Consider the following 25482-nt stretch of genomic DNA (forward strand, 5'->3'; position numbering starts at 1 on the left):
CTTATGCCTGTGCGGGCTTATATGGTGTAGCCATTGCTGCTGCAGGCATGATGGCAACTACGGCTATGCAATTAGCCATTGATGCTTTTGGACCAATTGCAGATAATGCAGGGGGTATTGCCGAAATGAGCGAATTACCTGGCGATGTTCGTGAAAAAACAGATGTGTTGGATGCAGTGGGTAATACAACGGCAGCTACCGGAAAAGGTTTTGCGATTGCTTCGGCTGCTTTAACTGCGCTGGCTTTGTTTGCAGCCTATGTTGGAGTGATTAACAACAATGGTTATGAAATGCATGGTATTGATATTTATAAAGCAAAAGTGTTGGCCAGTTTATTTGTTGGCGGCATGATTCCATTTATTTTTTCTTCTTTAGCTATTCGTGCGGTGGGTCAGGCTGCCATGGCTATGGTAGAAGAGGTTCGTCGTCAGTTTAAGCATATTCCCGGCATTATGGAAGGAACCGGTAAGCCGGAATATGATAAATGTGTTGCCATTTCTACCAAAGCATCCATTAAAAAAATGATGTTGCCCGGAGCAATTACTATTATTGCACCTTTGTTAATTGGGTTTATTTTAGGACCTGAAGCTTTAGGCGGATTTTTAGCGGGTGCTACTGTAAGTGGTGTTTTAATGGGTATGTTTCAGAACAATGCAGGTGGAGCTTGGGATAATGCTAAAAAATCTTTTGAAAAAGGAGTTGAAATAAATGGTAAAATGCATTATAAAAAATCTGAGCCTCATAAGGCTTCAGTTACCGGCGATACAGTTGGTGATCCGTTCAAAGATACTTCAGGCCCGTCAATGAATATTTTAATTAAATTGATGTCCATTGTTTCTTTGGTGATTGCACCTACATTGGCACACCTGCATCAATCTGATTTGAGTCAGATTCATGCACAAACCATAGAAATATCTGTTTCTGACAGTACTAAAAACATTTCAGGACATGATTCATTTTCTTCCGGTAATAATAATTCCATGAATGCATTGTTACAACAATTGCGTAATGATGGCGTGATAAAAGGGAATGATCTTAAACTGGAAATTCGTGACAGCAAAATATTCATTAATGGCAAAGAGCAATCAGAAGCTGTTATGGAAAAATATAAAGCTTTTCTGAAATAAATTTACCCGGTTGATTGAAAAATCCTTTGGCGCTTTGTTCCAAAGGATTTTTTTGCCCGCTTATTTGTATATTAGAGTTTGATTTGATTCTATTTTATGCCGCAATCCCCTAATATACTATTGCATGCCGTACCTGCTTTTGTTTCCCTCATTATTGTAGAAGTGGTTTATGCCTATCACATACAAAAAGAATTATACCATGTAAAAGATACTGCCACCAATATTGCGCTTGGATTAGGGAATTTTTTCACCGGTATTTTTACTAAAGGATTTATTCTGTTGTTTTTCACCTGGCTGTATACCCATCGTATTTACACTATACCATACACTGCCTGGTGGGCTTGGGTATTGTTATTTTTTGCCGACGATTTTAGTTATTACTGGTTTCACAGAATGGCACATACCGTTCGTTGATTTTGGGCAAGCCAAGTGGTACATCATTCTTCTGAAACGTATAATTTGGCGGGGCCGCATTGCGGCAAACATGGATAGGTAATTTAGCAGGTTCTTTTATTTTTTGGTCATAAATGAAATGCCATTGATTGGATTTCATCCAGCCATGATTTTACGGATGCTATCCCTTAGTTTACTATATCAATTTTGGATTTTTGGATTCATACCCAAACCGTTCAAAAATTTTGAAAATGGTTCGAGTTTATTTTAATATCTCATGGCACCATCGGGTACACCACGGCAGTGATATTCTGTATTTAGATAAAAATCATGCAGGTACTTTAATTATCTGGTACAGATTGTTTGACACTTTTCAGGAAGAAATTTTCACACCCAAATTTGGTCTTACTAAAAATGTAAATATATTTAGTTCTATTAAAATTGCTTTTTTTTGAATGGATAAAAATGGCTGGTGATTTTTTAAAATCACACCATATTCGGCATTTAATAGGATATTTATTTGGTCCACCCGGCTGGAGCCATGATGGGAGCAGCCAAATTACCAGCGAATTGCGTAAAAGGCAGGCTTCTGCCGAAAAAAAGCGTTAAACTTATTTTATCTTTTCTTTTACAGAGAAGCTGTGTAAATTGCTTACGAATGAAATCGTACCAACTTCAATGATTGTGAAATTGTATAACAAGTTTTAGTGATAAATCTATCATTTCAATAGATTTTGTTGGATTGTTTGTTTTACACCCAAAATTCTCAAGTAAATATGAAAAAAATAAAACCTACCGAAAGTGAGCTAGAAATTTTGCAGATATTATGGCAAAAAGGTAGTGCCACTGTTCGTGAAGTGCATGAAGTGCTTAGTTTACACAAAGATTCCGGATACACTACTACTTTAAAACTCATGCAAATTATGTATGAGAAAGGACTGGTGATTCGAAATGATCAAAATAAGACACATATTTATCAGCCAAATGTTAGCAAAGAAAACACCCAGCAACAGTTAGTAGGAAAAATGATACACAGTTTATTTGGGGGTTCGGCAACTGCTTTGGTTATGCAGGCTTTGGGTACAAATAAGCCCAATGCAGAAGAATTACAGGCAATACAAACTTTATTGGATAATTTGAAAAGTGCAAAATAATGGGCATGTTACCTGCTATTTTTACCAATTTAGGAGCAGCTATTATTTGGAATGTACTGCAGGGTAGTATTGTCTGGTTATTGTTTGTGCTCTTTAAAATATTATTTCCCAACAAAGTTGCAATGCATTACAATGTTGCGATAATAGCCATTGCAGGTGTTTTCCTGCTTTTTATTTTTTCTTTTATACATTATCTTTCAATTGCTGAACCGGTTGCCAATCAACCATTGATACTGCCTGTTTTTATTGTTGAGTCCTTAAATGGGGTGACCCAGGCAGCAAATGAACCCATTTTTTATTATGTTTTTAATGCAATAGCAGGAATCTATTTAGTATGGTTGGTGGTACAACTGATTAGATGGCCATTAATTTTTCGGCAGCATAAAAATTTATTAGCAAATACATTGCAACCGTTACCGGAAGAATTTATAAAGTTTATTGAAACAAAAAAACAGTGGCTGCATTTAAAAAAGTCCATTCGACTTTTTATAATTTCAGGTATTAAAAGCCCCATGACCATTGGATTTTTTAAACCATTTATTTTATTGCCGATTGCAGGAATTACACATTTGTCAACTACAGCGGTTGAAGCAATTTTGTTACATGAATTGGCACACATTAAACGGAATGATTATCTCATCAATATCTTAGTGCAGCTGTTACAGTCAATCATCTGGTTTAATCCTTTTGCCAAATTATTGGTGAAGGAAATGGAACGCAGCAGAGAAATTTGTTGTGATGAATATGTGTTGCAACAAAAGTATGAACCGTTATTGTATGCTGAAACCCTGTTGCAATTAGCCCGAATATCACAAAATTATTCCTTGCCCATTTTGTCGATGCCGGCTGTGCAGCATAAGGGTGAATTGTTGTTTCGAATTAAACATATATTGTATGCGAATAAGCATGCAGTATATTCAGGTCGTTTGGTATTTAAATGGCTGTCTGTTTTAGTTTTCATGATGGCAGGGTTTGTATTTGTGTATACCATGCAATTAAAGCAGCCTGTATTGGTATTGCATCCGAATGAGATGGTGCAGCAAAATCAACTATTTATTCATACAGTTGCTGATAAGAATAGTATGCTTCAGCCCTTAAAAATTTCAATGGAGCCTGTACATTATACATACAAAAAACAAAAAATAAAGCTACATTCAGACAAGAAAATGATTGCTGTTTCAAAATCTGCAACTTCCTATTTGCCTAAAGCAACTGTGCCTGTTTCAAACCTGATTATTGACCAGTCTTTGCCTGTTGTTCAAACAGAAAATAAAGCAGAATCAACATTGCCCGAAGGCACTACATTCATTCAAACAAAAAATTTGCTTTCTTCAAATTCGAACCAACAAAATAGTGCTAAAACACATTTTAATCTATTCAGCCTCACTACTTCACAATCCACTTTAAAATTGGTTACCGCAGATGATATAAACCAGCATGCACTGAAATTTTTCGCAAGTATTCAGCATCAACGGCATTTAATAAAGACTACTGATCTGAAATGGTGGATGAAAGCACTCTTGTATCAAATGCAACAGCAACAGATTGAGTTACAATCCATACATCAATTCATTCCCGTTATGGCTCATCAATACATTTTCGATGAAAATGCCTGTATTTTAAATACTTCTGCATGTCAGGTGTTTTTGGTTCAAGTACAAAAAAGCAATTGGTGCAAAGAATTTGAGCCTGGCTATTTTATGTTACTGATTATGAATCCTGCTAATAATGAAATGCCTGAAGAGGATTATGTGTATTGGTTTTCTAATCAATCTGATGGGTTTGAAGAGTCATTGCCCATCATGAATGATACTGCTTGTGATGTTGTTTCATTCAATTAAATGATAAAATTTAATATCGCTCACCACAGTCTTCTGGGGCACCAGTCAGCATAACGATTATTTAATAAAAAGCCAATTAAAATTTCATGGGTACCACTACTAACAGTTCCTAATGCTGAGGTAGTATAATCGTATGAATAACTAATATTTATAGATTGATTTAAATTGATGCCTAACATGGCTGCAAATCCATTTTTATAACGCAATGATGTACCTGCCCACAATAAATCCTGGTATTGCAATTTTACATTCACATCTATCCCCAATGGCAATGGTTGAATATATCGGATTTGGAAGGAAGGAAGTGCACTGATATCGTCAGAAAGGCTATACCGATAGCCGGCGGTAAAAAACAAATGGGGTACCAATTTGCCCGGAACAATACCAACCGGATGATTGGAAAAATAAATCTGGTCGGGAATAATTTGCTGTGCAGATAATCCCAAAAAATAATTGGCTGCATATAACCACAAACCGGCACTGATATCCGGTTTTATCCGGTTAATGGTGTTGGCATTGGCTACTGCCGGATCAACCGGTACAGCAAAATTGAGATTGGACGTATTTAAACTGAGTTGCGAAATGCCGGCTGATATTCCGGCAGACAAATTGGTGTTAGGAGTTAATCCTACATGATAGGCATAAGTAGCATAAGCAGCAAAACGGTTCAGTGATCCGAACTTGTCGTTCAGAATGGTTAAACCAACGCCTGCATGGGCGGGTGCGCTGGTGTAATTTCGCCAATAGGCATTGCCACGAGGGTTTTCGCCAGGGGTATGGTAGCCGGTTGCAGTTTTTTCAGGAAAGCTGCTTTTATGCAATGGCCCCTGAATGGTGAAATAGGTAGTAACAGGTGCATCTGTTAAACCTTCCCATTGAATACGGTGACTCAATTTTACATCAGTATAATTTTCAATTCCGGCAACTGCCGGATTAATAATAAAATTGTTTAAAATGTATTGCGTATAATAGGGTCTTTGTTGTGCTGATGTTGCAACAAAGAAAAAAGGAAATACTACTAAAATGAATAGGCGAAGCTTCATTATTATTCAGACCCGAATGTATTATAAATTCAGGGAACTATCTACAGAAAAACAATAATCTGATGAGAATCAAATACAAATAATCTAAATCATCAAATTATTCTTCAATGCGGGAAGTGTCTGACTGGCCGGAGAAAACTGAAGTCATTTTTCTAGCGCTGTAAATGTTTCGATTATACTTATTTCCCAATATAATTAAAGTGGCCGTATCATTAATTAATCGGGTAAATACGGTATTGTTGCCATGCCACCAGCCATTATGGTAAATAATGGGGCCGTTACTGCCATCTAACAACATACGCCATCCCAAACCATAATTGTGGTTCGATTTAATTTCAAGGCTTTTTGGCTCAAATGCTATTGAGAGTGTTTGTTGTTTTACAAAACTGCCTTCATACAAGGCTTTATCCCATAAAAGCATATCTCTTACCGTACTGTACACATTTTTATCACCATAAATACAATCTAATTTTTCTAATTTAAATGGTGCTTTATTGGGTTGATAAGAAGGTATATACCGATTGGTATCTGCAATACTGAATACATACGTATGCTTCATGCCCAAAACATTAAACACACTGTCTTTCATGTATTGCGGAAAAGGCATTTTGGTAATTTTTTCAATAATCAATGCCAGTAGTGCATAATTGGTGTTACAGTAATGAAATTTTTTATTGGGCAAGGAAAGGATAGCGGGTTGATGTGCAATCATATAGTTTAATACATCCTGATTGGTTTGAAAGCCTTTTACTTCATTCCCAGAAGGAACCAGATGTACAATTTTAATTCTTTTCCCTCTTTTGTTTCTTGCATAAGAAACCACTGCTTTCTTTTCATCCATGAAATAAACATAATTGGGAAGCCCGCTTCGGTGCGATAGTAAATCAGTTACGGTTATATTACGATAAGGAAAACTTGGGAAAAATTTTTGTAGGGTATCGGTTAGTTCAATTCTGCCTTGCTCCCATAATCGCAGAAGCGTCATGGCAGTATAAGTTTTTGAAATTGAGGCCAAATGAAAAGGATCATCGGGTGTTATTTTTTCATTTGTTTTAAAATTGTAATAACCATGGTAATCTTCAAAAACCACTTCGCCGTTCTTCGCCATTAAAATGGCGCCATTAAAACCTTTATCTAATAAATCTTTTTTATACAATGGATAAATGGCATCTGCATAGGCTTGTTTCTGTTGCGGGGTCAGTGTATCGAAATGAAAAGTAACCGGTGCAATAGTTTGCTGTATGGCATTTTTTTCTTTCTGCGATTTGCAGGATAAAAACAACAATGTAAACAGAGATGAAAGTACCAATAATTTGTGCATGCCTCAATGGTTTCAAAAGGCGCAAATATAAAGGATAATGTGCCGAGTTTCGTTAAGCAAAAACAAAAGTAAAATTTGCATCAACTATTAATTGGAGAATATGATTTAATTTAGCAGCCATGAGCAAGCAAACAACCAACCCAACCAGTTACCCCAAAGAAAAAATTAACATACTGCTTTTAGAAAACATCAGTGATAAAGCAGTGCAATATTTTAAACAAAGCGGGTATGCAAACGTTAAAAAATTAAATGGTGCTTTAAGTGAAGAACAATTAATAGATGCGGTAAAAAATGTACATCTGTTAGGCATTCGGTCTAAAACCAAAATTACCGAAAATGTATTAAAAGCTGCAACAAAATTACAGGCCATAGGATGTTTTTGTATTGGCGTAAATCAGGTAAACCTGAAAGCAGCAACCGATAATGGGGTAGTAGTGTTTAATGCGCCATACAGCAATACAAGAAGTGTGGCCGAATTGGTAATTGCATTATCAATTATGTTGATAAGAAGAATTCCGGATAAAAATAAAGCAGCTCATGAAGGTATTTGGCTCAAAGAGTCGAAGGGCAGTTTTGAATTACGGGGTAAAACATTGGGTATTATTGGCTATGGAAATATTGGTTCGCAGGTAAGCGTTTTGGCCGAAGCAATGGGTATGAAAGTTCGTTTTTATGATATTGAAAACAAGTTGCCATTAGGTAATGCCATTGCCTGTAAAAGCATGAAAGAATTGGTGGGTATGTCCGATATTATTACACTGCATGTTCCGGAAACACCACAAACCAAAAATCTGATTACAAAAGCGGTCATTAAAAATTTTAAACCGGGTGCCATTTTAATTAATTATGCACGTGGTGAAGTGGTTGATTTGAAAGCGTTGGCAGAAGCAATAAAAGCCGATGCAGTTGGTGGAGCAGCCATTGATGTTTTCCCATGGGAGCCTGAAAAAAGCGGCGATCATTTTGAAACGCCATTGCAAGGGTTACCCAATGTAATTCTAACACCACATATTGGTGGCTCCACCGAAGAAGCGCAGGAAAATATTGGTGAAGATGTAAGTGTTAAATTGTTTCATTATCTTGAAAGAGGCATTACCAATGGTTCACATACCGTTCCTGCCATTAGTTTGCCTCCTGTAGATGGTGCACATCGTATTTTACACATTCACAGAAATAAACCCGGTGTACTAAGTGCCATCAATAGTGCCTTGTCAAGTCATCATATTAATATCGTTGGCCAATATTTAAAAACAAATGATGCCATTGGTTATGTAGTATTGGATGTAGATAAAAAATTATCTAATCAGGCTGCGGCATTATTAAAAGAGGTAAAAGATACCATTAAAGTGAGAATGTTGTACTAATATCATCACCACGATATGACGAACAGATGATGGTAGCAAACGGATAATCAGGCTTGTTGGCAGGCATCAACATCTTCTATACTTAACATTTTTTATGAAACGTATTGCTGCTATTGTAGTTTGTATCATTTTAGGTTGTATAAGCAGTCGAAATGCATTGGCCTATACTCTTAAAGGTATAGTTACCAATGCTGTTACACATCAGCCGGTTAGTGGTGTATATATTTATGTGAATCAGTCAACCTATCTTACCATCACCAATAGTGCCGGTCAGTTTGATTTGGGTAATATTACAGGTATTGAAGCTGATTTGATTGCTACCAAAGCAGGTTTTGAAACCTTAACTTATCACATTACCACTCAAAAAATTCCAACGCAAATCCGATTTGAAATGACGCAGTTGGATACTGCCCGTTTTAATGGATGGATAGGTTCCGGTTCTGCAAATGGGAAAGAGTGGTTTCAGTTATTCCAAAACTTTTTTATGGGCCATGCGGCCTATGCTGCTCAATGTGAAATTTTGAATTCTGATGCATTGAAATTTAAATGGAACGATTCTACACAAATTTTAGATGTGCTGGCTGATGGGCCCCTCATGGTGAGTAATGAAGCGCTGGGTTATATGTTATTGATGAATTTGGAAAGTTTTAAGATGAATAAAAATGGCGACATGGTGTATGATGGCACAATTGCATTTAAGCCGCTGCATTCACAAAGTTTAGATATTAGAAATAAATGGATAGAAAATAGAAAACAAAACTATCCAACCAGTCAGATTGCTTTTTGGAAAAGCCTGTATAATGACAGTTTGCATCAAAATGGTTTTACTGTTCAATTTATACAACGCATTTTTGAAAATGAATCCGGTTATGCCAGTGCTGTTGCTAATAAAAAAAATACAACAGGTATGCAATCTTTAAAAGAAGGAAATACCATTGTTAAGAAAAAGTTTGTTGATGTTGCTGCAACCGGTGCACAGAATTTGTTATCTAATTTCCTGAAAAAGAATCAGGATAATCTTGCTGTATTATTGGCCTCACAGCACATTATGGAGGTAAAATATAAAAAAACAGATGCATGGGAACCGATTGACAGATCCAATGGGTTTAATCCATTTACCAGCTCATTAGCAGAAAACTATTCGTACATTATTTTCTCTGATAACCCGGTTTATATTGCCAATACCGGATATTCTTTTCCATCTTCTGATTATTGGGTAATTGGTGATTGGAACTGGATGGGCTTATCCACTGCCATGCCTTATGATTATGGGTTGAAAAATTAATTAGCATGTGTTAACATTGTTGTAGTATTTGTTTTAATGCTGCAATTTCTGATGTATCTACCATTATTCTTTCGCTTTTGTCCTGCATGGCATCTACCCAAAATTGCATGGGCGATGGTTCCAATTTTTTTGCACTGCTATGCACTTCATCTGTTCCGGTAAATAAAAGCAACTCCTCCAAATTACTGCTTCTAATACCTCCTCCCGGCACAATCACAATTCTGTCTGCCGCTGCTACAATCAGTTGTTGTATTAATGCTTTTCCCAATAAGGCATTGGGCTGTTGTCCACTGGTTAAAATACGCTGACAGCCACATTGAATAATGTTTTCCATGGCTTCCAATGGCTGTTTGCACCGATCAAATGCCCGGTGAAAGGTAACTTCCATTGGGTAAGCCAACGCTACTAATTGCTGTGTTCTTGCTATATCAATACTACCATCGGTTTTTAAAATGCCAAATACTATGCCATCAAAACCCATTTGCTTGCAAAGTTTAACATCTGCCTTCATGGCTGCAAACTCTGCATCAGTGTACACAAAATCTCCGGCTCTTGGGCAAATCATTACGAAAAGTGGCAGATCAATCTTTTGTCGAACCGTTTTTAAATATCCATAGGAAGGAGTAGTGCCGCCATTTTCATAGTTTTCACATAATTCAAGTCGATTGGCATCGGCTTTATAAGCAGCGATAGCAGACTCAATTGAGAAAACCGCTATTTCAAGTAGTTTCATTTATGGTAATATAAATTTTGCGTTTTCTAAAAAGTTTTTATCATCTGCAAAACAAACTGCATAATTAAATCCTTTCTGTAAACAATAGCCGCCATATTCTCCTTTTTTATTCAGAGCTACGAAACCTATTTGAATTTCTTTTGCTTTACTGCCTTTAATTTTTGCAATTCTTTCAACCGCCATTTTACAGGCTTGTTCCGGCGGCCATCCTTGCCGCATCAGTTCAACCACTGTATGCGAACCACAAATTCTAATGATATCTTCCCCCTGGCCGGTAGCAGCAGCAGCGCCTACCTCGTTATCCACAAATAAGCCGGCACCAATTAGCGGCGAATCGCCTACACGGCCATGCATTTTAAAGGCCTGACCACTGGTGGTACAGCTACCGCTTAAATTGCCGGCACTGTCTAACGCCAACATAGCAATGGTATCATGATTCCATTGTCCGGTGTCTAATTTTGCAGGAACCGAAGTGGGCACAAAAGAAGTTTTTCCTTCATTCCGTTCAATGTTGATAATAGGTTTATATTCACTTTTTTTCAGCCAGTTTTCATAAGCTTTTTTGGCTTCATTGCTAAGTTGCTCCGGTTCCAAAATAAAGCCTTCGGCAATGGCAAACTGTTGGGCTCCTTCACCAGCCAATAAAACATGAGGTGTTTTCTCCATTACCCTTCTGGCTACTGAAATGGGATGCTTAATGCGTTGCAAACAGGCAACCGCACCGCAGTTAAAATTTTCATCCATAATAGAGGCATCTAATGTAACATAGCCATCTCTGTCAGGATTGGCACCTAACCCTACACAACAATTGATGGATGATTCAGTAACCATTACCCCTTTTTCAACTGCATCCAATGCACGTCCGTTATTTTTTAAAATAAGCCATGCGGCTTTATTGGCGGCAATACCCGCATCCCAGGTAGCAATAACAATTGGTTTTTTAACCGGCCCGGCAAAGCCCGACAGCCTGTTTTTCGGCATAGCCAATGCAGTCAATCCTAAAGAACTCAGCGATAAAAAGTTTCTTCTTTTCACAATAAAAAATTTAGTTTGTCTGAAGTAGTAATTTGTTGATTTAAAGATAACACATTCAGTTCTATCATCATCGGGATATTGATGCATGTCAGCAATGTTTCCATGATTTTCTTTTCTGAAAAGGTAAATGAACCCTTTTAAACAGGTGTACCTTTACAAAAGCAGCGGAGTGTGGAAAGCAACTGATTATTCATCATAAACGGAATCATTATGAAAGTGGTACTCATTGGAGCAGGATTTGCAGGTTTAAAAATTGCACGAACACTCAACAATCAAAAAGGGATTGAATTATTGCTTTTGGATAAATACAATTACCATCAGTTTCAACCTTTATTTTATCAGGTAGCAACTGCCGGCCTCGATGCCAGTAATATTTCTTTTCCGCTCAGAAAAGTGTTTCAGAACAGTAACAATATACGTATCCGGATGGCCAACGTTTTATCCGTCGATACGCATTTAAAAGAAGTGCATACAGATATTGGTAATTTTCATTATGATAAACTTATTATTGCTACAGGGGCCGACACCAATTTTTTCGGCAATAAAAAAATTCAGGAAGCAGCATTGCCCATGAAGAGTACTGTTGAGGCGTTGCAATTGCGTCATCGTTTTCTGCACAATTTAGAAGAAGCACTTCAAATTACAGACAGAGCCATTTTGGCAAAATTGCTAACGGTAGTTGTTGTGGGAGGTGGGCCAACGGGGGTGGAATTGTGTGGTGCTTTGGCCGAAATGCGCAATTTGATATTACCGAAAGATTATCCTGAGTTAGATTTTTCGTTAATGAAAATTTTTCTGATTGAAAATAATGCACATACACTGGCTGCCATGTCTGAAAAAAGCAGGATTCAGTCAGAGCAATATTTAAAAAAATTAGGAGTGGATGTGTTAACCGGAATATCTGTTTTTGATTATGATGGCGAAACAGTAGTTTTAAACAACGGTAACAGTATTGCTTCTAATACATTAATTTGGGCAGCAGGTATTAAAGGTAATGTACCCACTGGGCTTGACGAAAGCCTTATTGTGCGTGGTAATCGTATAAAAGTAAATCGATTGAATGAAGTAATTGGTGTACCGGATATGTATGCAGTAGGCGATGTAGCTTATATGGAAACACCACTGTATCCGCATGGCCACCCACAGGTGGCGAATGTAGCAATAACACAAGGGCTGCAAGTGGCTAAAAATTTATTACACCCCGGCAATCCTCAACCGTATGAATATCACGACAAAGGAAGTATGGCAACAGTTGGCAGAAACTTAGCGGTGGTAGATATTCCAAAACCCAAATTACATTTTGGTGGATTTTTAGCCTGGTTGGTATGGATGGGATTGCATCTCTTTCTATTAGTAGGTGTAAAAAACAGGATTCAGGTTTTTATAAACTGGATTTACAATTATTTTACAAAAGATCCTAACCTTCGTTTAATATTTAGAGAATTTTATAAGCCAAAGCATCCGATACATGTTACCAACTCATCTGTTACAACAACTTCAACAGAAATATAACTGGACAGGAAATATTCAGGTTCAACCAATATCCGGCGGACTCATTAACCATACCTGGAAAGTGATTACCAATACTGGTGATTTTATTTTGCAGGCAATCAATACCCATGTTTTTCCTCATCCGGAAAAAATGGATGTAAACCTGCAAATGCTTGCTGACTATTTTTTTAAAGAAGCGTCGGATTATTTATTTGTTGGCCCGGTTGCAAATGTTGATGGGAAAACAATGATGGTTGTTGACAATACTGTTTACCGGGTTTTTCCTTTTATTCAAGGTTCACATACCCAGGAAATCTTATCAAGGTCGGAAGATGCATTTGAGGCTGCTCAGCAATTTGGAAAGTTTACCGCAGCATTGGTACATTTCAATACCAATCATTTACAAATTACCATCCCTTTTTTTCACCATCTTTCATTTCGCTATTGGCAATTTAAACAAGCCTGGCAACAGGCTGATGATGGGTTAAAAAAGCAGGCTCAAAAATATGCCACTCAAATTGCCGGACAAACACAAATTATAGAAAAGTTCAATTATTTCATTCACAAAAATACTTGCCTGCAAAGAACCATGCATCATGATACAAAAATTTCAAATGTATTGTTCAATGAAGCAGGAAAAGGTGTGGCGGTAATTGATTTAGATACAGTAATGCCCGGATTTTTTTTCAGTGATATGGGTGATATGATGCGCACCTATTTAAGTCCGGTTGGCGAAGAAGAAAAAGATATCACATTTATTGAAGTAAGACCTGATTTTTTGCAAGCTGTAACCGAAGGGTATCTTTCAGCAATGGTGCATGTGTTGACTGATTTTGAGAAAGAACATTTGTTGTATTCCGGCCAGATAATGACATATATGCAGGCCTTGCGGTTCTTAACAGATTATTTGCAACATAACTGTTATTATGCCTGTAGTTATGCAGAGCAAAATTTAGTGCGAACTGCCAATCAATTACAATTATTGGCTCAGATGCAAAACATAAGTACTCCAAAACCGAAGCAGTATTTTATGGAATAACTGACTTATGTTCTGCCAGATGTAAATCATCAATATTTGCGGCAGATTTTTATCTTTGTAAAAAAATTATTATGCCTTCATTTGATATAACCAGTAAAGTAGATTTACAATTATTGGATAACACCATCAATACGGTTAAAAAAGAAATTCAGGGGCGCTTCGATTTTAAAGATTCTCCGGTAATCATTGAACTTAATAAAAAAGATTTTACAATTATGCTGGAAGTGGAAAGCGATATGAAAATGAAGCAGGTGATTGATATTTTAATTAGCCGTGGCATGAAACAAGGTATTTCTGCCAATGCTTTTGATTTTGAAAAAGATGCTTATCCAAGCGGAAAAGTGATCAAAAAAGAAGTGGCCGTAAAAAATGGCCTAAAGCAAGATAATGCCAAAAAAATTGTAAAATCAATCAAAGACAGCGGTTTAAAAGTACAAGCGGCTATTATGGATACCATTATTCGTGTTACGGGTAAAAAAATTGATGACCTGCAGGCGGTAATTAAATTGTGTAATGAGCAGGATTTTGGCGTTCCACTTCAGTTTGAAAACATGAAATCTTAAATAAATTTGGTTTTTCTGATAGTTTAATAGCTTAATATAGAGGTTTGTTGGAGGTTTTACTCATCTAAATGCTAAAAAATTGTGTAACAACCATCTTAATTTTGGTAAAAACTTACCCAACCCTTATTTTTGCACCCTCAAAAAAAATTAATAATCGTACGGCCAAACCGTACCACCTAAATCATTCATTATGAAGAAAGGTATCCATCCCGAAAGTTACCGCTTAGTGGTATTTAAAGATATGAGTAACGGGTACTCATTTTTAAGTCGTTCAACTGCTGCTTCTAAAGAAACTGTTGCATGGGAAGATGGCAATGAATATCCATTAATTAAATTAGAAATTTCTAATACTTCGCATCCGTTTTATACCGGCAAAAATGTATTGGTAGATACTGCAGGCCGTATTGATAAGTTCAAGAAAAGATATGCGAAGAAAAGCTAATTTACACGTGAGAATAGAGCAAGAACCCGGTCTTTTAAACTGACTGGGTTTTTTGTTTTATTGAACAATAGCTTTGCTTAAATTTATAATAAATATGCAACCTTTCAAATAGAATACTGTTGAAATGATTGAAAGTTGTAACGTTTGAATAAAATTGTAAAAGATGAAATTAGATATTTTAGCTTTTGGTGTACATCCCGATGATGTGGAATTAGGTTGTTCAGGCACCATTATGGCTGCAGCTGCAGAAGGGAAAAAAATAGGTGTTGTAGATTTAACAAAAGGTGAATTAGGTACCCGCGGAACGGCAGAAACCCGTTTGCAGGAATCTGCAAAAGCTGCAGAAATAATGGGTGTATTAGTGAGAGAAAATTTAGAAATGGCCGATGGTTTTTTTGAACATGATGAAGCTCATCTGCGCAAAGTAATTACCGTTATTAGAAAATATCAACCCGAAATTATTTTATGTAATGCACCTGAAGATCGTCATCCGGATCATGGTCGAAGCGCAAAATTAGTAGCTGATGCAGCATTTTTAGCAGGGTTGCGAAAAATTGAAACAACAGATAATGAAATACCACAGGAAAAATGGCGCCCAACTTATGTTTTTCATTATATACAAGACCGGTTTATTCAACCTTCATTTGTAATAGATATATCAGCTTATATGCCTAAAAAAATTGAGACAGTACTTGCTTATACAACTCAGTTTTATCAACCTGAAATCAACTTAAACGAACCGCAAACCTATATTTCTTCACCACAATTTTTAGAAACAGTAAAAGCCAGAGCTATGATGCTGGGTAAAAGAATAGGAGTGGAATATGCCGAAGGCTTTATTTCCGAAAAAGTATTGGGCATTCGTTCTTTTGATGCTATTGTGAAAAATGTTACCTAATACAATAAAGTATTAAGGTAACGTAACCGCTTGTTGTTTAGCAATAATAAAAGCAATCAGATCATCCAACTGTACACCGGCACGGGTGCATGCATCTTGTATATCTTTTCTGGAAACATTTGCTGCAAATGATTTTTCTTTTAATCGCTTTTTTACGCCTTTTACATCCATGCCTTCATAACCATTGGGGCGCATTAAAGAATATGCATGTATTAATCCGGAAAGTTCATCAAATGCATACAGCATTTTGTCCATTCTGGTTTCAGGTACTACCCCAAAATGTGCAGGCCCATGTGAGGCAATGGCATGTATAATTTCAGGATCAATATTTCTGATTTCTAACTCTTCAATAATTTTGCTGCAATGCAGTTCAGGCCACTGATCCCAATCTGCATCATGCAATAAACCCGCCATTTCCCATTTCCATTGTGTTGCTTCAGGCAGTTGTTCAATTTTTGCAGCCCAGCATTGCATTAAATGGGCTACTTGCAACATGTGCAATTGCAGTTTAGGATTCAATACCCAAGCCTGCATTAGTTGCATGGCATCTTCTTTTGTTAAAACATTATCCTGATTGGCCGGATTGCCAAAAACAGTTCTGCCTAAATGTAATGACATATATTTTTTTGGGTAAAGATACAATCCTGAATAATTTTTTAAGGTCTGTACTTTTGTGTGTGAACTATCCTTACTTTTAAAGTTCACTATTATACCAACTATAATGCCTGCATTACGAACAGTAATTACCGGTACGGGATGTTATATACCTGAGGTAATAAAATCGAATAAAGATTTTTATGTAAACCATTTTTATGATGAAAATGGACAACCCATCGCTTTGCCATCTAATATTATTGCCGAAAAATTTAAAAATATTACCGGGATTGAAGAACGGCGTTATGCACCGGGTAATATGAATAATGTTGATATGGCTATTGCAGCAGCCACTGCCGCTATTGCAGATGCCGGAATTAACAAAGAATCCATCGATCAAATTATCCTGGCGCATAATTTCGGTAATGTTATTCAACATACCATACAAACAGATACCATGCCTGCATTGGCTTCAAGAGTAAAGCACGGTTTAGGAATTAAAAATGCACAATGTATTCCTTATGATATTGTGTTTGGTTGTCCGGGTTGGCTGCAAGGTATTATTCAGGCCGATGCATTTATAAAAGCAGGTGTTGCAAAAACATGTTTAGTAATTGGTGCGGAAACCTTATCGAGAGTAATTGATATTTATGACAGGGATAGTATGATATTTTCAGATGGGGCAGGAGCCTGTATTGTAAATGCAAAGGAAACAGATGAAGCTGTGGGTATTTTATCTTACAGTGTCCAGTCGCATGCATTGGAAGAGTTAGATTATTTATATATGGGTAAATCTAATTTTCCGCATTCTGATCCACGTATTCGTTTCATTAAAATGAAAGGAAGAAAAGTGTATGAATATGCCATGCGTTATGTGTCCGCAGCTATGAAAGATTGTTTAGATAAAAGTGGAGTTGATATCAAAACTTTAAAAATGATTTTTCTCCATCAGGCCAATGAAAAAATGGATGAAGGTATTGTTAAAAAATTGTATGAGTTGTATGGCATACATGAATTACCACCCTGTGTTATGCCCATGAGTATTCATACATTAGGCAATAGTTCTGTTGCAACAATTCCTACATTATTAGATTGGGTTCGGAAGGGGCAAATTCCGGATCACCATCTTCAGCCGGGCGATACCATTCTTTTTGCTTCTGTAGGTGCAGGAATGAACATTAATGCTATTTGTTATAAATATTAATTGGTTATGAAAAAATATCTTATTCTTTGCACTTTTATGGTTGGTATCTGTGCTTGTTCCCGCAATTCTTATCAGTCAACCAACAGAACCTATAAAAAAGAAGTATCTCGTTTTAGCCGACAGCTAAAAATAATTCCTGCAGTTCCTGCAAATGATACCATTCAACAGCCACCTTATTTTGTTGGAACCACCAACTTTAATTTACGTAAACCCAATTACGTTATTATACATCATACCGCACAAAATAGCTGTCCTGCAACACTTAAAACCTTTACCAAACCTGCAACACAGGTTAGTGCACATTATGTAATATGTAAAGATGGAACAGTATACCATATGTTGAACGATTATTTAAGAGCCTGGCAGGCAGGAGTAAGCAGCTGGGGAAATGATAAAGACATCAATTCATCGTCCATTGGAATTGAATTAGATAACAATGGCTTTGAGCCATTTGACAGTACACAAATCAACAGTTTGTTAAGTTTGTTAAGCCGTTTAAAACAAACATATCACATCCCAACACCCAATTTTATTGGGCATGGCGATATTGCACCCACACGTAAAAACGATCCCAACTACCGTTTTCCATGGCAATTATTGGCGCAACATGGTTTTGGCAATTGGTATGATGCAATGATTACTGACACTATACCCAATGCATTTAATACCTTAACGGCATTGAGGATTATTGGGTATAATGTAAAAGATACTGCTGCAGCCATTATTGCTTTTAAACGTCATTTTCTGCAGGATACAACACCCGGCATGACCGCACCGGCAAGATTGGTACTTTACAATCTTCAAAAAAAGTATATGTAGCAATTGAAAATAAAATTCCTTTGTACAAATAATGGCTACTAACAATCGTTAGCTTATTTTTGTGTGCATTAAATTAAACGCTATGGATTTTAAGTTGAGTGAAGAACATTTGATGATTCAAAAAGCTGCTCGTGATTTTGCCAAAAACTATTGTTTACCAGGTGTAATTGAACGCGATGAACACCAAAAGTTTCCGAAAGAACAAATAGAACAGTTGGCCGATTTAGGTTTTATGGGCATGATGGTGAAACCAGAATATGGCGGTGCAGGAATGGATACCATTAGTTATGTTTTGGCTATGGAAGAAATTAGTAAAATTGATGCCAGTACCAGTGTGTGTATGAGTGTAAACAACAGCTTAGTATGTTATGGTTTACAGGAATTTGGTACAGAAGCCCAAAAACAACAATACCTCACACCGCTTGCACAGGGGAAAAAAGATGGTGAACTCTATATTGGCGCATTTTTATTAAGTGAACCGGAAGCGGGCAGTGATGCTACCTCACAGCAAACAACTGCTGAAGATATGGGTGATTACTATTTATTGAATGGTACAAAAAATTGGATTACCAATGGTTCAAGTGCCAGCGTTTACTTAGTAATGGCTCAAACACATCCTGAAAAAGGTGCGCATGGTATCAATACATTTATTGTTGAAAAAAACTGGCCAGGTGTTACAGTTGGTGCCAAAGAAAATAAACTGGGTATTAGAGGCAGCGATACACATAGTATTTTGTTTAATGATGTAAAAGTGCCTAAAGCCAATAGAATTGGGGAAGATGGCTTTGGATTTAAGTTTGCCATGAAAACACTGGCAGGTGGCAGAATTGGCATTGCCTCTCAGGCATTGGGTATTGCAAGTGGGGCTTATGAACTGGCATTGCAATATGCCAAACAAAGAAAAGCTTTTGGAAAAGAAATTGCCAAACATCAGGCCATTCAATTTAAACTTGCTGACATGGCCACCCGTATTGATGCTGCCCGTTTGCTTTGTTTAAAAGCTGCCTGGGAAAAAGACCATGGAATGAATTATGACATTAGCAGCTCAATGGCCAAAGTATATGCGAGTGAAACGGCCATGTGGATTACTGTTGAGGCGGTTCAAATTCATGGTGGATACGGTTACGTGAAAGAATACCATGTTGAACGATTGATGCGTGATGCAAAAATTACCCAAATTTATGAAGGTACCAGTGAGGTGCAGCGGATTGTAATTAGCAGAAATATTTTAAAATAAGCAAATCCGTTTTGCAGTTATTTGAGTAAGTTTATATAACTGCAATGAAAAAAATCAGCTTCATACTATTTATCTTTTTTTGCAGCCATTTGCCAACCGGGTTGATGGCTGCATCAACTGATACGATTAGCGCTCACATGCTGATTCATTTATTAGCTCAACAACAGGTACAGTCTGCTAAGTTTTTTACAACAGGCACATTTCCATCATACAGAACATACCGGTACAATACATCTAAACCAGATGATAATATATTTTTTACGGGACTCATTGTATTCACACTAAAACAATTATATCCTTTAGCAGACAGTGCCGATAAAATTTTAATTGATTCCATCATCGAACGTGCAAAGTCTGCTTTCAAAAAATTTAAAAATAAAAAGGGAAGAAATACTTATAATTTCTGGGCAACCCATCCTTCTGTAGTATTTCCAAATGGTGGTTGGTTAAATCTGATGAACCGATCTATGGCGCTTCCCGATGATATGGATGATACGGTAATTGACTTGTTGGCTTTAGGCACAGATAGCATCTCTGCCAGTGCAGTACATTTACTGATGCAACAATATACCAATCATTTAAATGGTAAAATAATTCGCAATACAAAGAAGCCACTTAAAAAATTACGGGCATATTCTACATGGTTTGGGAAAAAAATGCCCATTGATTTTGATGTATGTGTTTTGGCCAATATACTCTATTTTGTTCAGGCCTATCATTTACCTTTCACAAAAGCAGATAGTGCCTCGGTGGGTCTTTTAAAAATAAGTATTGAAAAAAAATACATTTTAAACAGCAGTGCGATCATATCCCCACATTATCAAAGAACCCCGGTAATTTTGTATCATTTGGCCCGTTTAATGAGTTTGTCTGGTTTTGATTTGCTGGACGAATCTAAACCTGTACTCATGCAAACAGCGCATCAAATTTTATCAAATTCATCTACTAATTATTTTGATAAAATAATTGTTGCAACCGCTTTATTAAGATGGAGTGAAAATATAAATTCTCCCTTAAAAATGGGTGTACCTCAAATCCAAAACTTTTTTAAGAATAATCAATTTGTATTTTTTAAGGCCAATATGGGTTCTATTTTACCCAATCCTTTTAAAATGATATTTGAAAAACTGAATATTGGACAGTTTAATTATTATTCACCAGCATACAATATTGTTTTGTTATTAGAATATCTTTTGTTGCAACAACAATACAATCAGGCTCATCCTTAAATTTGCACTATGGCAGCAGCAATAGAAGTATATCAGCAAATTTTACAGGAATTAAATGTAACCAACACTACTTTAATTGCGGTTAGCAAAACCAAACCGGTTGAAGATATTGTAGCTTTATACAACGCCGGTCAAAGAGATTTTGGTGAAAATTATGTTCAGGAGTTGATAGATAAAGCTGCATTATTACCTACAGATATTCAATGGCATTTTATTGGTCATTTACAAAAAAACAAAGTAAAATACATTGCACCTTTTGTTTATTTAATTCATGGGGTAGATAGTTTGTCTTTACTGGCTGAAATTAATAAACAAGGGCTAAAATGTAACCGGGTTATTGATTGTTTGTTACAAGTTTATATTGCAAAAGAAGAAACAAAGTTTGGATTGAATGCGGAGGAACTAACCGAAATACTATCAACTGTTCAATCAGGTATTTTTTCAAATATTCGGTTAAAGGGATTAATGGGTATGGCAAGCTTTACTGAAAATCAATCTCAAATTAAATCAGAGTTTCAATATTTGAAGCATTTGTTTGAAAGCTGTAAAAAAAAATATCAAAAGCTATCAGATTTCACCATTCTTTCTATGGGAATGAGTAGCGATTATAAAATTGCCATTGCATGTGGCAGCAATATGGTACGTATTGGCAGTTTATTATTTGGCAGCAGGTCATAATCATTCTTAATTTCGTATAATGGAATCTGGTTTTGAATTGATATTTATCAAAACAAAACCAGATAATTTTTGAGCAGTATTCTTTTAAAATTTCAATCCAATTTTATCTTAAGGATGTGTTTTTGTATATTGAAAAACGATATTACAAAAAGCTTTTACACCTACAGACAACATACTGTCATCAATATAGAAATCCGGAGTATGATGTGGTGGCGCTTTTGCAGGGTCCATTCCCTTGGGCATTCCACCTAAAAAGAAAAAGAATGCAGGCGCTTTATCACCATAAAAAGAAAAATCCTCGGCTCCGGTAGTCCAGTCAGATTCTGATACATTATTTTTCCCTGCAGCCAGTTCTAATGCCGGTAAAGTTGCTTTCACTAATTCGGGGTTATTGTAAGTAACTTCTGTTTTTGTATCAATAGAAACTGTTGCAGTTGCACCGGATGCTTCTGCAATTTTTTCTGCCGTGCGTATCATTCTTTCATGCACATCTTTCTGCATTTTACTGTCTAATGTTCTAATGGTGCCTTCCATTGTTAATGTTTCCGGAATAATGTTGCTGCGCACTCCACTATTAATTTTACCAACAGTAATTACAACAGGTGCTTTGGTTAATTCTTCCTGTCTGCTTACAATGGTTTGAAAACTCTGAATAATTTGTGCAGCTATTACAATAGGATCAATTCCGCTCCAGGGTTGCGAGCCATGCGAAGATTTACCTTTTACTTTTACGGTAAACCAATCGCTGGAAGCCATGGTAGCTCCGGATTTATATTTTATTTTTCCGATTTCGGTTTGAGAATTGATGTGTAAACCAAAAATAGCATCTACTTTCGGATGGTCCATTACCCCTTCTTTAATCATTAAAGGTGCACCACCTTCTTCATTACCGGGAGGGCCTTCTTCGGCAGGTTGAAATATGAAAACAACGGTACCGGGTACTTCATTTCTCATTTTTGTAAGCACTGTAGCCGTTCCCATTAAAATAGCAATATGAGAATCATGCCCACAGGCATGCATTACGCCCACTTTATTGCCTTCATATTCTCCGGTAACTTTACTGGCAAATGGTAATTGAACGCGTTCAACAACAGGTAGTGCATCTATATCGGCCCTTAAAGCTACAACGGGGCCAGGCTTGCCGCCTTTTAAGATGGCCACTACACCGGTTTTAGCAACAGGATATTGTACATTTAATCCTAATTTTTTTAAATAAGCTGCAATGTAGGCGCCTGTATTGTATTCTCTGTTCGATAACTCAGGGAATTGATGGAAATGTCTTCGCCAGGTAATTACCGAATCATTTACAGCATTTGCATAAGTATTAATGGTATTTGTTTCATTTTGCGCAAATGCCAGTGAAGGCAGCATTAGTAAAAACAGTAGTTTGGCAACTTTCATAATGTTCGTTTTGATGGTTGGTATTCAAATGTAATGATTGCTTGGTATAAAATTACTTACTGCTGGTTACATTATTTTTTTATAAACAGATAGGGATCAAATTCAACAAAATCGCTGGCTTTAATTGGAATGCCTGTTACGGTATTATTTTTGGTTAAAAAGGAAGTAGTAAAAACGCCAAAAGCCGGGTTGTTATAAGTGAGCAGCCATTCATCATTATCCAAATATTGCAGTGTTGCCATTAAGTTTTGATGGCTGTTGAATTTGATCAATAAATTGCCTGGATTATTTTTTTCTTCAGAAATAGTGATCGTTCCATATAATGTATTTTCATATTGACCTGTATAGGATTTTAAAGGTAACGGTGGTGTATTGCCTTTAATTCGATCTTTCCATCCATCTATCTTTTTTATTGCTCTTGTTTCTTCATCTAAAAATCCGGGCAATACTGTTTTACTTAAATTTTCAAAAGGTAATTTTAAATAGGCATTTAAAATTTGATAGCGTAGTAATTCAAAAAAATCCTGATTATCCTGATTGGTAAGAATGGTGATACCCAGATTTTCTTCGGGAACAAAACAGGTATTGGTTACAAATCCAAATGCCCCACCGGTATGCCAGAAAACCTGTTTGCCATGGTAATCAGTTTCGAATATACCGAGTCCATAACCACTAAAATGTGACTCACCTCTTTTACGGCTGGAGATGATGGTAGCCATATCTCGGGTTGTTCTTAGAACTTCCCAGGGAATAATTCTTTTGCCATTATACCTGCCACTGTCTAATTGCATCATCAGCCATTTGGAAAGGTCGGAAACACAACTTAACAAACTTCCTGCCGGGCCTAAATTATCTACCTGATCGTAGGGGAGCAGTTGTAGTTTGCCCGAGAATGCAGTGGTATGTGGCTTGGCAGCGTTGGGCATTCTGCTGATACCATAGCCTAAGGTTTGTGTATGCTCCATTCCTAATGGTTGTATTAAACTATCGTATACATAAACTTCCCAGGGTTTTCCGGTAACTTTCGGTATAATTTCACCTGCAGTTAAAAAGCAGCTATTGCAATAACCAAAATCCTGCCTGAAAGTACCCGATGGTTTTAAATAGCGCATTTTGTACATGATTTCATGCCGCGAATTTTTGCTGTCCCAAAAAGAAAAATCGCCCTGAAATGTTTTGGTACCCAAATGATGCGATAGCATATCATGAATGGTTACCATTTTGGTTACGGCAGAATCATACAATTGAAAATCGGGAAAATATTTTATAATCTTATCATTTAAAGAAAGCTGATGATCATAAGCCAATTGTGCAAGAGAGGTAGCTGTAAATAATTTTGAATTACTGGCTATCATAAAAAGCGTGTTTTCATCAACAGGCGCTTTTGTTGTAACATCTCTTACGCCAAAGCCTTTCATTACTATTATTTTGCCATCTTTTATAATAGCAATGGCTAAACCGGGAATATTCCAGTCCTGCATGCCCTGCTCAATGTAGGTATTTAAACTATCTTTAATAAAAGTAGGTTGCGCATTTAGCTTGGTAGTGCCGGTACAAAGCAAAATGAAACTTAGAAAGCTGATCAATTTTCTCATAAAAATTAAAATATAGAGTGGAAGGTACTACATGCAAAGTGAACTGTTTCAAATTGCTTTAAAAATATTCGTTTTCATCAGTTATCATATCATCTATTATTATTGGAACAATATTGGCATAACAGTGTAACCTTGTTTACGGAATAATGCAATTAATCCTTCATTTCCACCTAAATGTCCGGCACCAACAGCTATAAAACAGGAAGTTGCTTGCATTAATTGTGTTAATTTGGTTACCCAATTTTTATTGCGCTGAACCACCAGTTCATTTTGGTATTGTAGTAAATCATCCTCAGTGGTCAGACTTTGTTGAATGCTATCTATGTTCATACGTTTGTACATTGCCACCATATTTTTAAGTTCTATTTTCGACCGATTGAAATGCAGCAGCGTTTCTTTTAACATATTGGCTTGTTGTTGGTAAGGTATGTCATCCAATATTTTAAATTGAAAACCGGCTGTTTCTAAACCCTCAATTGGAATATGATGCTGTTCTGCAATTTTTTGAATAGAAGTTTCTAAAGAAATGGGAGTGCAGCCCATTAATGCAGGATATAAGAACGAAGTAATTAGAATGGGTTTATAAAATTGAAAAAAACTGAGATTAATATTTGTTTTCTCTTGAAAAATATGATTCATAGAATCATAAGCAGGCGTGGATACAAAATTTTTAAGTGTTTGATTGTTTTGCATGGTCATTTCCTGCATCATGTTATTAAATAGAGAAGGGTCGTCTAATTTAATTTCAAAATAAACGGTATCAACTTTTTGAATGATGCTGGAAATGGTATCTGGAAGTATAAATTCATTAGGGCATAATAAGTGGAAGGTACCGAAGATATAGGCATTGGCTGGAAGATGATTGCCTGATATGCGCCAGAGCAATGATTGTTGTTGCGGCTCTTGTGACTGTAATAGCAACGGTAATAAAAATAAAAAGAGGTAATATTTCCATTTTGTATTCATGTAATAGTTTTTTGATGAAGAAGCAATACA

26 protein-coding genes are annotated in these 25482 nt (G+C 36.5%); 18 read left to right on the forward strand and 8 right to left on the reverse strand.

Annotated elements, in window-relative coordinates; translation table 11 throughout:
* From A0F92_RS09200 to A0F92_RS09215, 6 genes are all read left to right on the forward strand, one after another.
* A partial coding sequence (locus tag A0F92_RS09200; protein ID WP_167516981.1) for a sodium/proton-translocating pyrophosphatase occupies positions 1-1127 on the forward strand: 1127 nt, incomplete at its 5' end.
* A 96-nt stretch (positions 1128-1223) separates the two neighbouring features.
* The gene (locus A0F92_RS15815) at positions 1224-1541 is read left to right on the forward strand and encodes a hypothetical protein (protein WP_253810318.1); all 318 of its coding nucleotides are present in this window, start codon (positions 1224-1226) and stop codon (positions 1539-1541) included.
* Positions 1542-1771: 230 nt separating this feature from the next.
* Positions 1772-1975, forward strand: a complete 204-nt coding sequence (locus A0F92_RS15820; protein ID WP_253810319.1) for a sterol desaturase family protein — start codon at positions 1772-1774, stop codon at positions 1973-1975.
* 10 nt (positions 1976-1985) lie between these two features.
* Positions 1986-2129 (forward strand): hypothetical protein, encoded by a 144-nt coding sequence (locus A0F92_RS15825; RefSeq protein WP_253810321.1) that lies wholly within the window; start codon positions 1986-1988, stop codon positions 2127-2129.
* A gap of 167 nt (positions 2130-2296) precedes the next feature.
* Entirely contained in the window at positions 2297-2674 is a 378-nt protein-coding gene (locus tag A0F92_RS09210; protein ID WP_068244679.1) for a BlaI/MecI/CopY family transcriptional regulator, read from the forward strand.
* Between the two features lie 5 nt (positions 2675-2679).
* Positions 2680-4515 carry a M56 family metallopeptidase gene (locus A0F92_RS09215; protein WP_167516982.1) on the forward strand — a complete coding sequence of 612 codons (1836 nt, stop codon included), beginning with the start codon at positions 2680-2682 and terminating at the stop codon, positions 4513-4515.
* Between the two features lie 20 nt (positions 4516-4535).
* Here A0F92_RS09215 and A0F92_RS09220 read toward each other — a convergent pair whose 3' ends face one another.
* Both A0F92_RS09220 and A0F92_RS09225 read right to left on the reverse strand, forming a co-directional pair.
* Positions 4536-5558 carry a PorP/SprF family type IX secretion system membrane protein gene (locus A0F92_RS09220; protein ID WP_068244684.1) on the reverse strand — a complete coding sequence of 341 codons (1023 nt, stop codon included), beginning with the start codon at positions 5556-5558 and terminating at the stop codon, positions 4536-4538.
* A gap of 97 nt (positions 5559-5655) precedes the next feature.
* On the reverse strand, positions 5656-6879 hold the full coding sequence (locus A0F92_RS09225; protein WP_068244690.1) for a serine hydrolase domain-containing protein: 1224 nt from the start codon (positions 6877-6879) through the stop codon (positions 5656-5658).
* 119 nt (positions 6880-6998) lie between these two features.
* Here A0F92_RS09225 and serA point away from each other — a divergent pair, with 119 nt between their 5' ends.
* A complete protein-coding gene (serA, locus tag A0F92_RS09230) occupies positions 6999-8243 on the forward strand; it encodes a phosphoglycerate dehydrogenase (protein WP_068244693.1) in 1245 nt (414 codons plus the stop codon).
* Between the two features lie 94 nt (positions 8244-8337).
* A complete protein-coding gene (locus A0F92_RS09235; protein WP_068244696.1) occupies positions 8338-9528 on the forward strand; it encodes a carboxypeptidase-like regulatory domain-containing protein in 1191 nt (396 codons plus the stop codon).
* 10 nt (positions 9529-9538) lie between these two features.
* Here the strand turns inward: A0F92_RS09235 and A0F92_RS09240 are convergent, their stop codons facing one another.
* Together A0F92_RS09240 and A0F92_RS09245 are read right to left on the reverse strand one after the other, a co-directional pair.
* Positions 9539-10261 (reverse strand): copper homeostasis protein CutC, encoded by a 723-nt coding sequence (locus A0F92_RS09240; protein ID WP_068244699.1) that lies wholly within the window; start codon positions 10259-10261, stop codon positions 9539-9541.
* Positions 10262-11296 carry a N(4)-(beta-N-acetylglucosaminyl)-L-asparaginase gene (locus tag A0F92_RS09245; protein WP_253810323.1) on the reverse strand — a complete coding sequence of 345 codons (1035 nt, stop codon included), beginning with the start codon at positions 11294-11296 and terminating at the stop codon, positions 10262-10264.
* A gap of 210 nt (positions 11297-11506) precedes the next feature.
* On the opposite strand from A0F92_RS09245, the gene A0F92_RS09250 reads away from it, so the two are divergent.
* From A0F92_RS09250 to bshB1, 5 genes are all read left to right on the forward strand, one after another.
* Entirely contained in the window at positions 11507-12808 is a 1302-nt protein-coding gene (locus tag A0F92_RS09250; protein WP_068244703.1) for an NAD(P)/FAD-dependent oxidoreductase, read from the forward strand.
* Positions 12765-13826 (forward strand): phosphotransferase enzyme family protein, encoded by a 1062-nt coding sequence (locus tag A0F92_RS09255; protein WP_167516984.1) that lies wholly within the window; start codon positions 12765-12767, stop codon positions 13824-13826. The genes A0F92_RS09250 and A0F92_RS09255 overlap by 44 nt, the downstream gene beginning before the upstream one ends.
* Before the next feature lie 71 nt (positions 13827-13897).
* Positions 13898-14389, forward strand: a complete 492-nt coding sequence (locus A0F92_RS09260) for a YajQ family cyclic di-GMP-binding protein (protein ID WP_068244706.1) — start codon at positions 13898-13900, stop codon at positions 14387-14389.
* 190 nt (positions 14390-14579) lie between these two features.
* A complete protein-coding gene (locus A0F92_RS09265) occupies positions 14580-14831 on the forward strand; it encodes a type B 50S ribosomal protein L31 (protein WP_068244709.1) in 252 nt (83 codons plus the stop codon).
* A gap of 163 nt (positions 14832-14994) precedes the next feature.
* The gene (gene bshB1 / locus A0F92_RS09270) at positions 14995-15729 is read left to right on the forward strand and encodes a bacillithiol biosynthesis deacetylase BshB1 (RefSeq protein ID WP_068244712.1); all 735 of its coding nucleotides are present in this window, start codon (positions 14995-14997) and stop codon (positions 15727-15729) included.
* A 12-nt stretch (positions 15730-15741) separates the two neighbouring features.
* Here bshB1 and A0F92_RS09275 read toward each other — a convergent pair whose 3' ends face one another.
* The gene (locus tag A0F92_RS09275) at positions 15742-16347 is read right to left on the reverse strand and encodes an HD domain-containing protein (protein WP_068244715.1); all 606 of its coding nucleotides are present in this window, start codon (positions 16345-16347) and stop codon (positions 15742-15744) included.
* Between the two features lie 103 nt (positions 16348-16450).
* Between A0F92_RS09275 and A0F92_RS09280 the strand changes: the two genes are divergently transcribed.
* The 5 genes from A0F92_RS09280 to A0F92_RS09300 all read left to right on the forward strand — a co-directional run bounded on the left by A0F92_RS09280 (position 16451) and on the right by A0F92_RS09300 (position 21490).
* Positions 16451-17527 (forward strand): 3-oxoacyl-ACP synthase III family protein, encoded by a 1077-nt coding sequence (locus tag A0F92_RS09280; protein ID WP_068244718.1) that lies wholly within the window; start codon positions 16451-16453, stop codon positions 17525-17527.
* A 6-nt stretch (positions 17528-17533) separates the two neighbouring features.
* Positions 17534-18346: an N-acetylmuramoyl-L-alanine amidase gene (locus A0F92_RS09285; RefSeq protein ID WP_068244721.1), complete on the forward strand. Its 813-nt coding sequence runs from the start codon at positions 17534-17536 to the stop codon at positions 18344-18346.
* A gap of 82 nt (positions 18347-18428) precedes the next feature.
* Entirely contained in the window at positions 18429-19583 is a 1155-nt protein-coding gene (locus A0F92_RS09290) for an acyl-CoA dehydrogenase (RefSeq protein ID WP_068244724.1), read from the forward strand.
* A gap of 104 nt (positions 19584-19687) precedes the next feature.
* Positions 19688-20812, forward strand: coding sequence for a hypothetical protein (locus tag A0F92_RS09295; RefSeq protein ID WP_068244727.1), 1125 nt, complete (start codon positions 19688-19690; stop codon positions 20810-20812).
* Between the two features lie 9 nt (positions 20813-20821).
* Positions 20822-21490 (forward strand): YggS family pyridoxal phosphate-dependent enzyme, encoded by a 669-nt coding sequence (locus A0F92_RS09300; protein ID WP_068244730.1) that lies wholly within the window; start codon positions 20822-20824, stop codon positions 21488-21490.
* Positions 21491-21598: 108 nt separating this feature from the next.
* On the opposite strand, the gene A0F92_RS09305 is transcribed toward A0F92_RS09300, so the two are convergent.
* From A0F92_RS09305 to A0F92_RS09315, 3 genes are all read right to left on the reverse strand, one after another.
* Positions 21599-22891: an amidohydrolase gene (locus A0F92_RS09305; protein ID WP_068244732.1), complete on the reverse strand. Its 1293-nt coding sequence runs from the start codon at positions 22889-22891 to the stop codon at positions 21599-21601.
* A gap of 71 nt (positions 22892-22962) precedes the next feature.
* Positions 22963-24486 (reverse strand): serine hydrolase, encoded by a 1524-nt coding sequence (locus A0F92_RS09310; protein WP_068244735.1) that lies wholly within the window; start codon positions 24484-24486, stop codon positions 22963-22965.
* A 99-nt stretch (positions 24487-24585) separates the two neighbouring features.
* A complete protein-coding gene (locus A0F92_RS09315; RefSeq protein ID WP_068244738.1) occupies positions 24586-25452 on the reverse strand; it encodes a TraB/GumN family protein in 867 nt (288 codons plus the stop codon).
* Between the last annotated feature and the right edge of the window lie 30 nt (positions 25453-25482).

This window comes from Hydrotalea flava (assembly GCF_001623405.1).
Lineage (GTDB): Bacteria > Bacteroidota > Bacteroidia > Chitinophagales > Chitinophagaceae > Hydrotalea > Hydrotalea flava.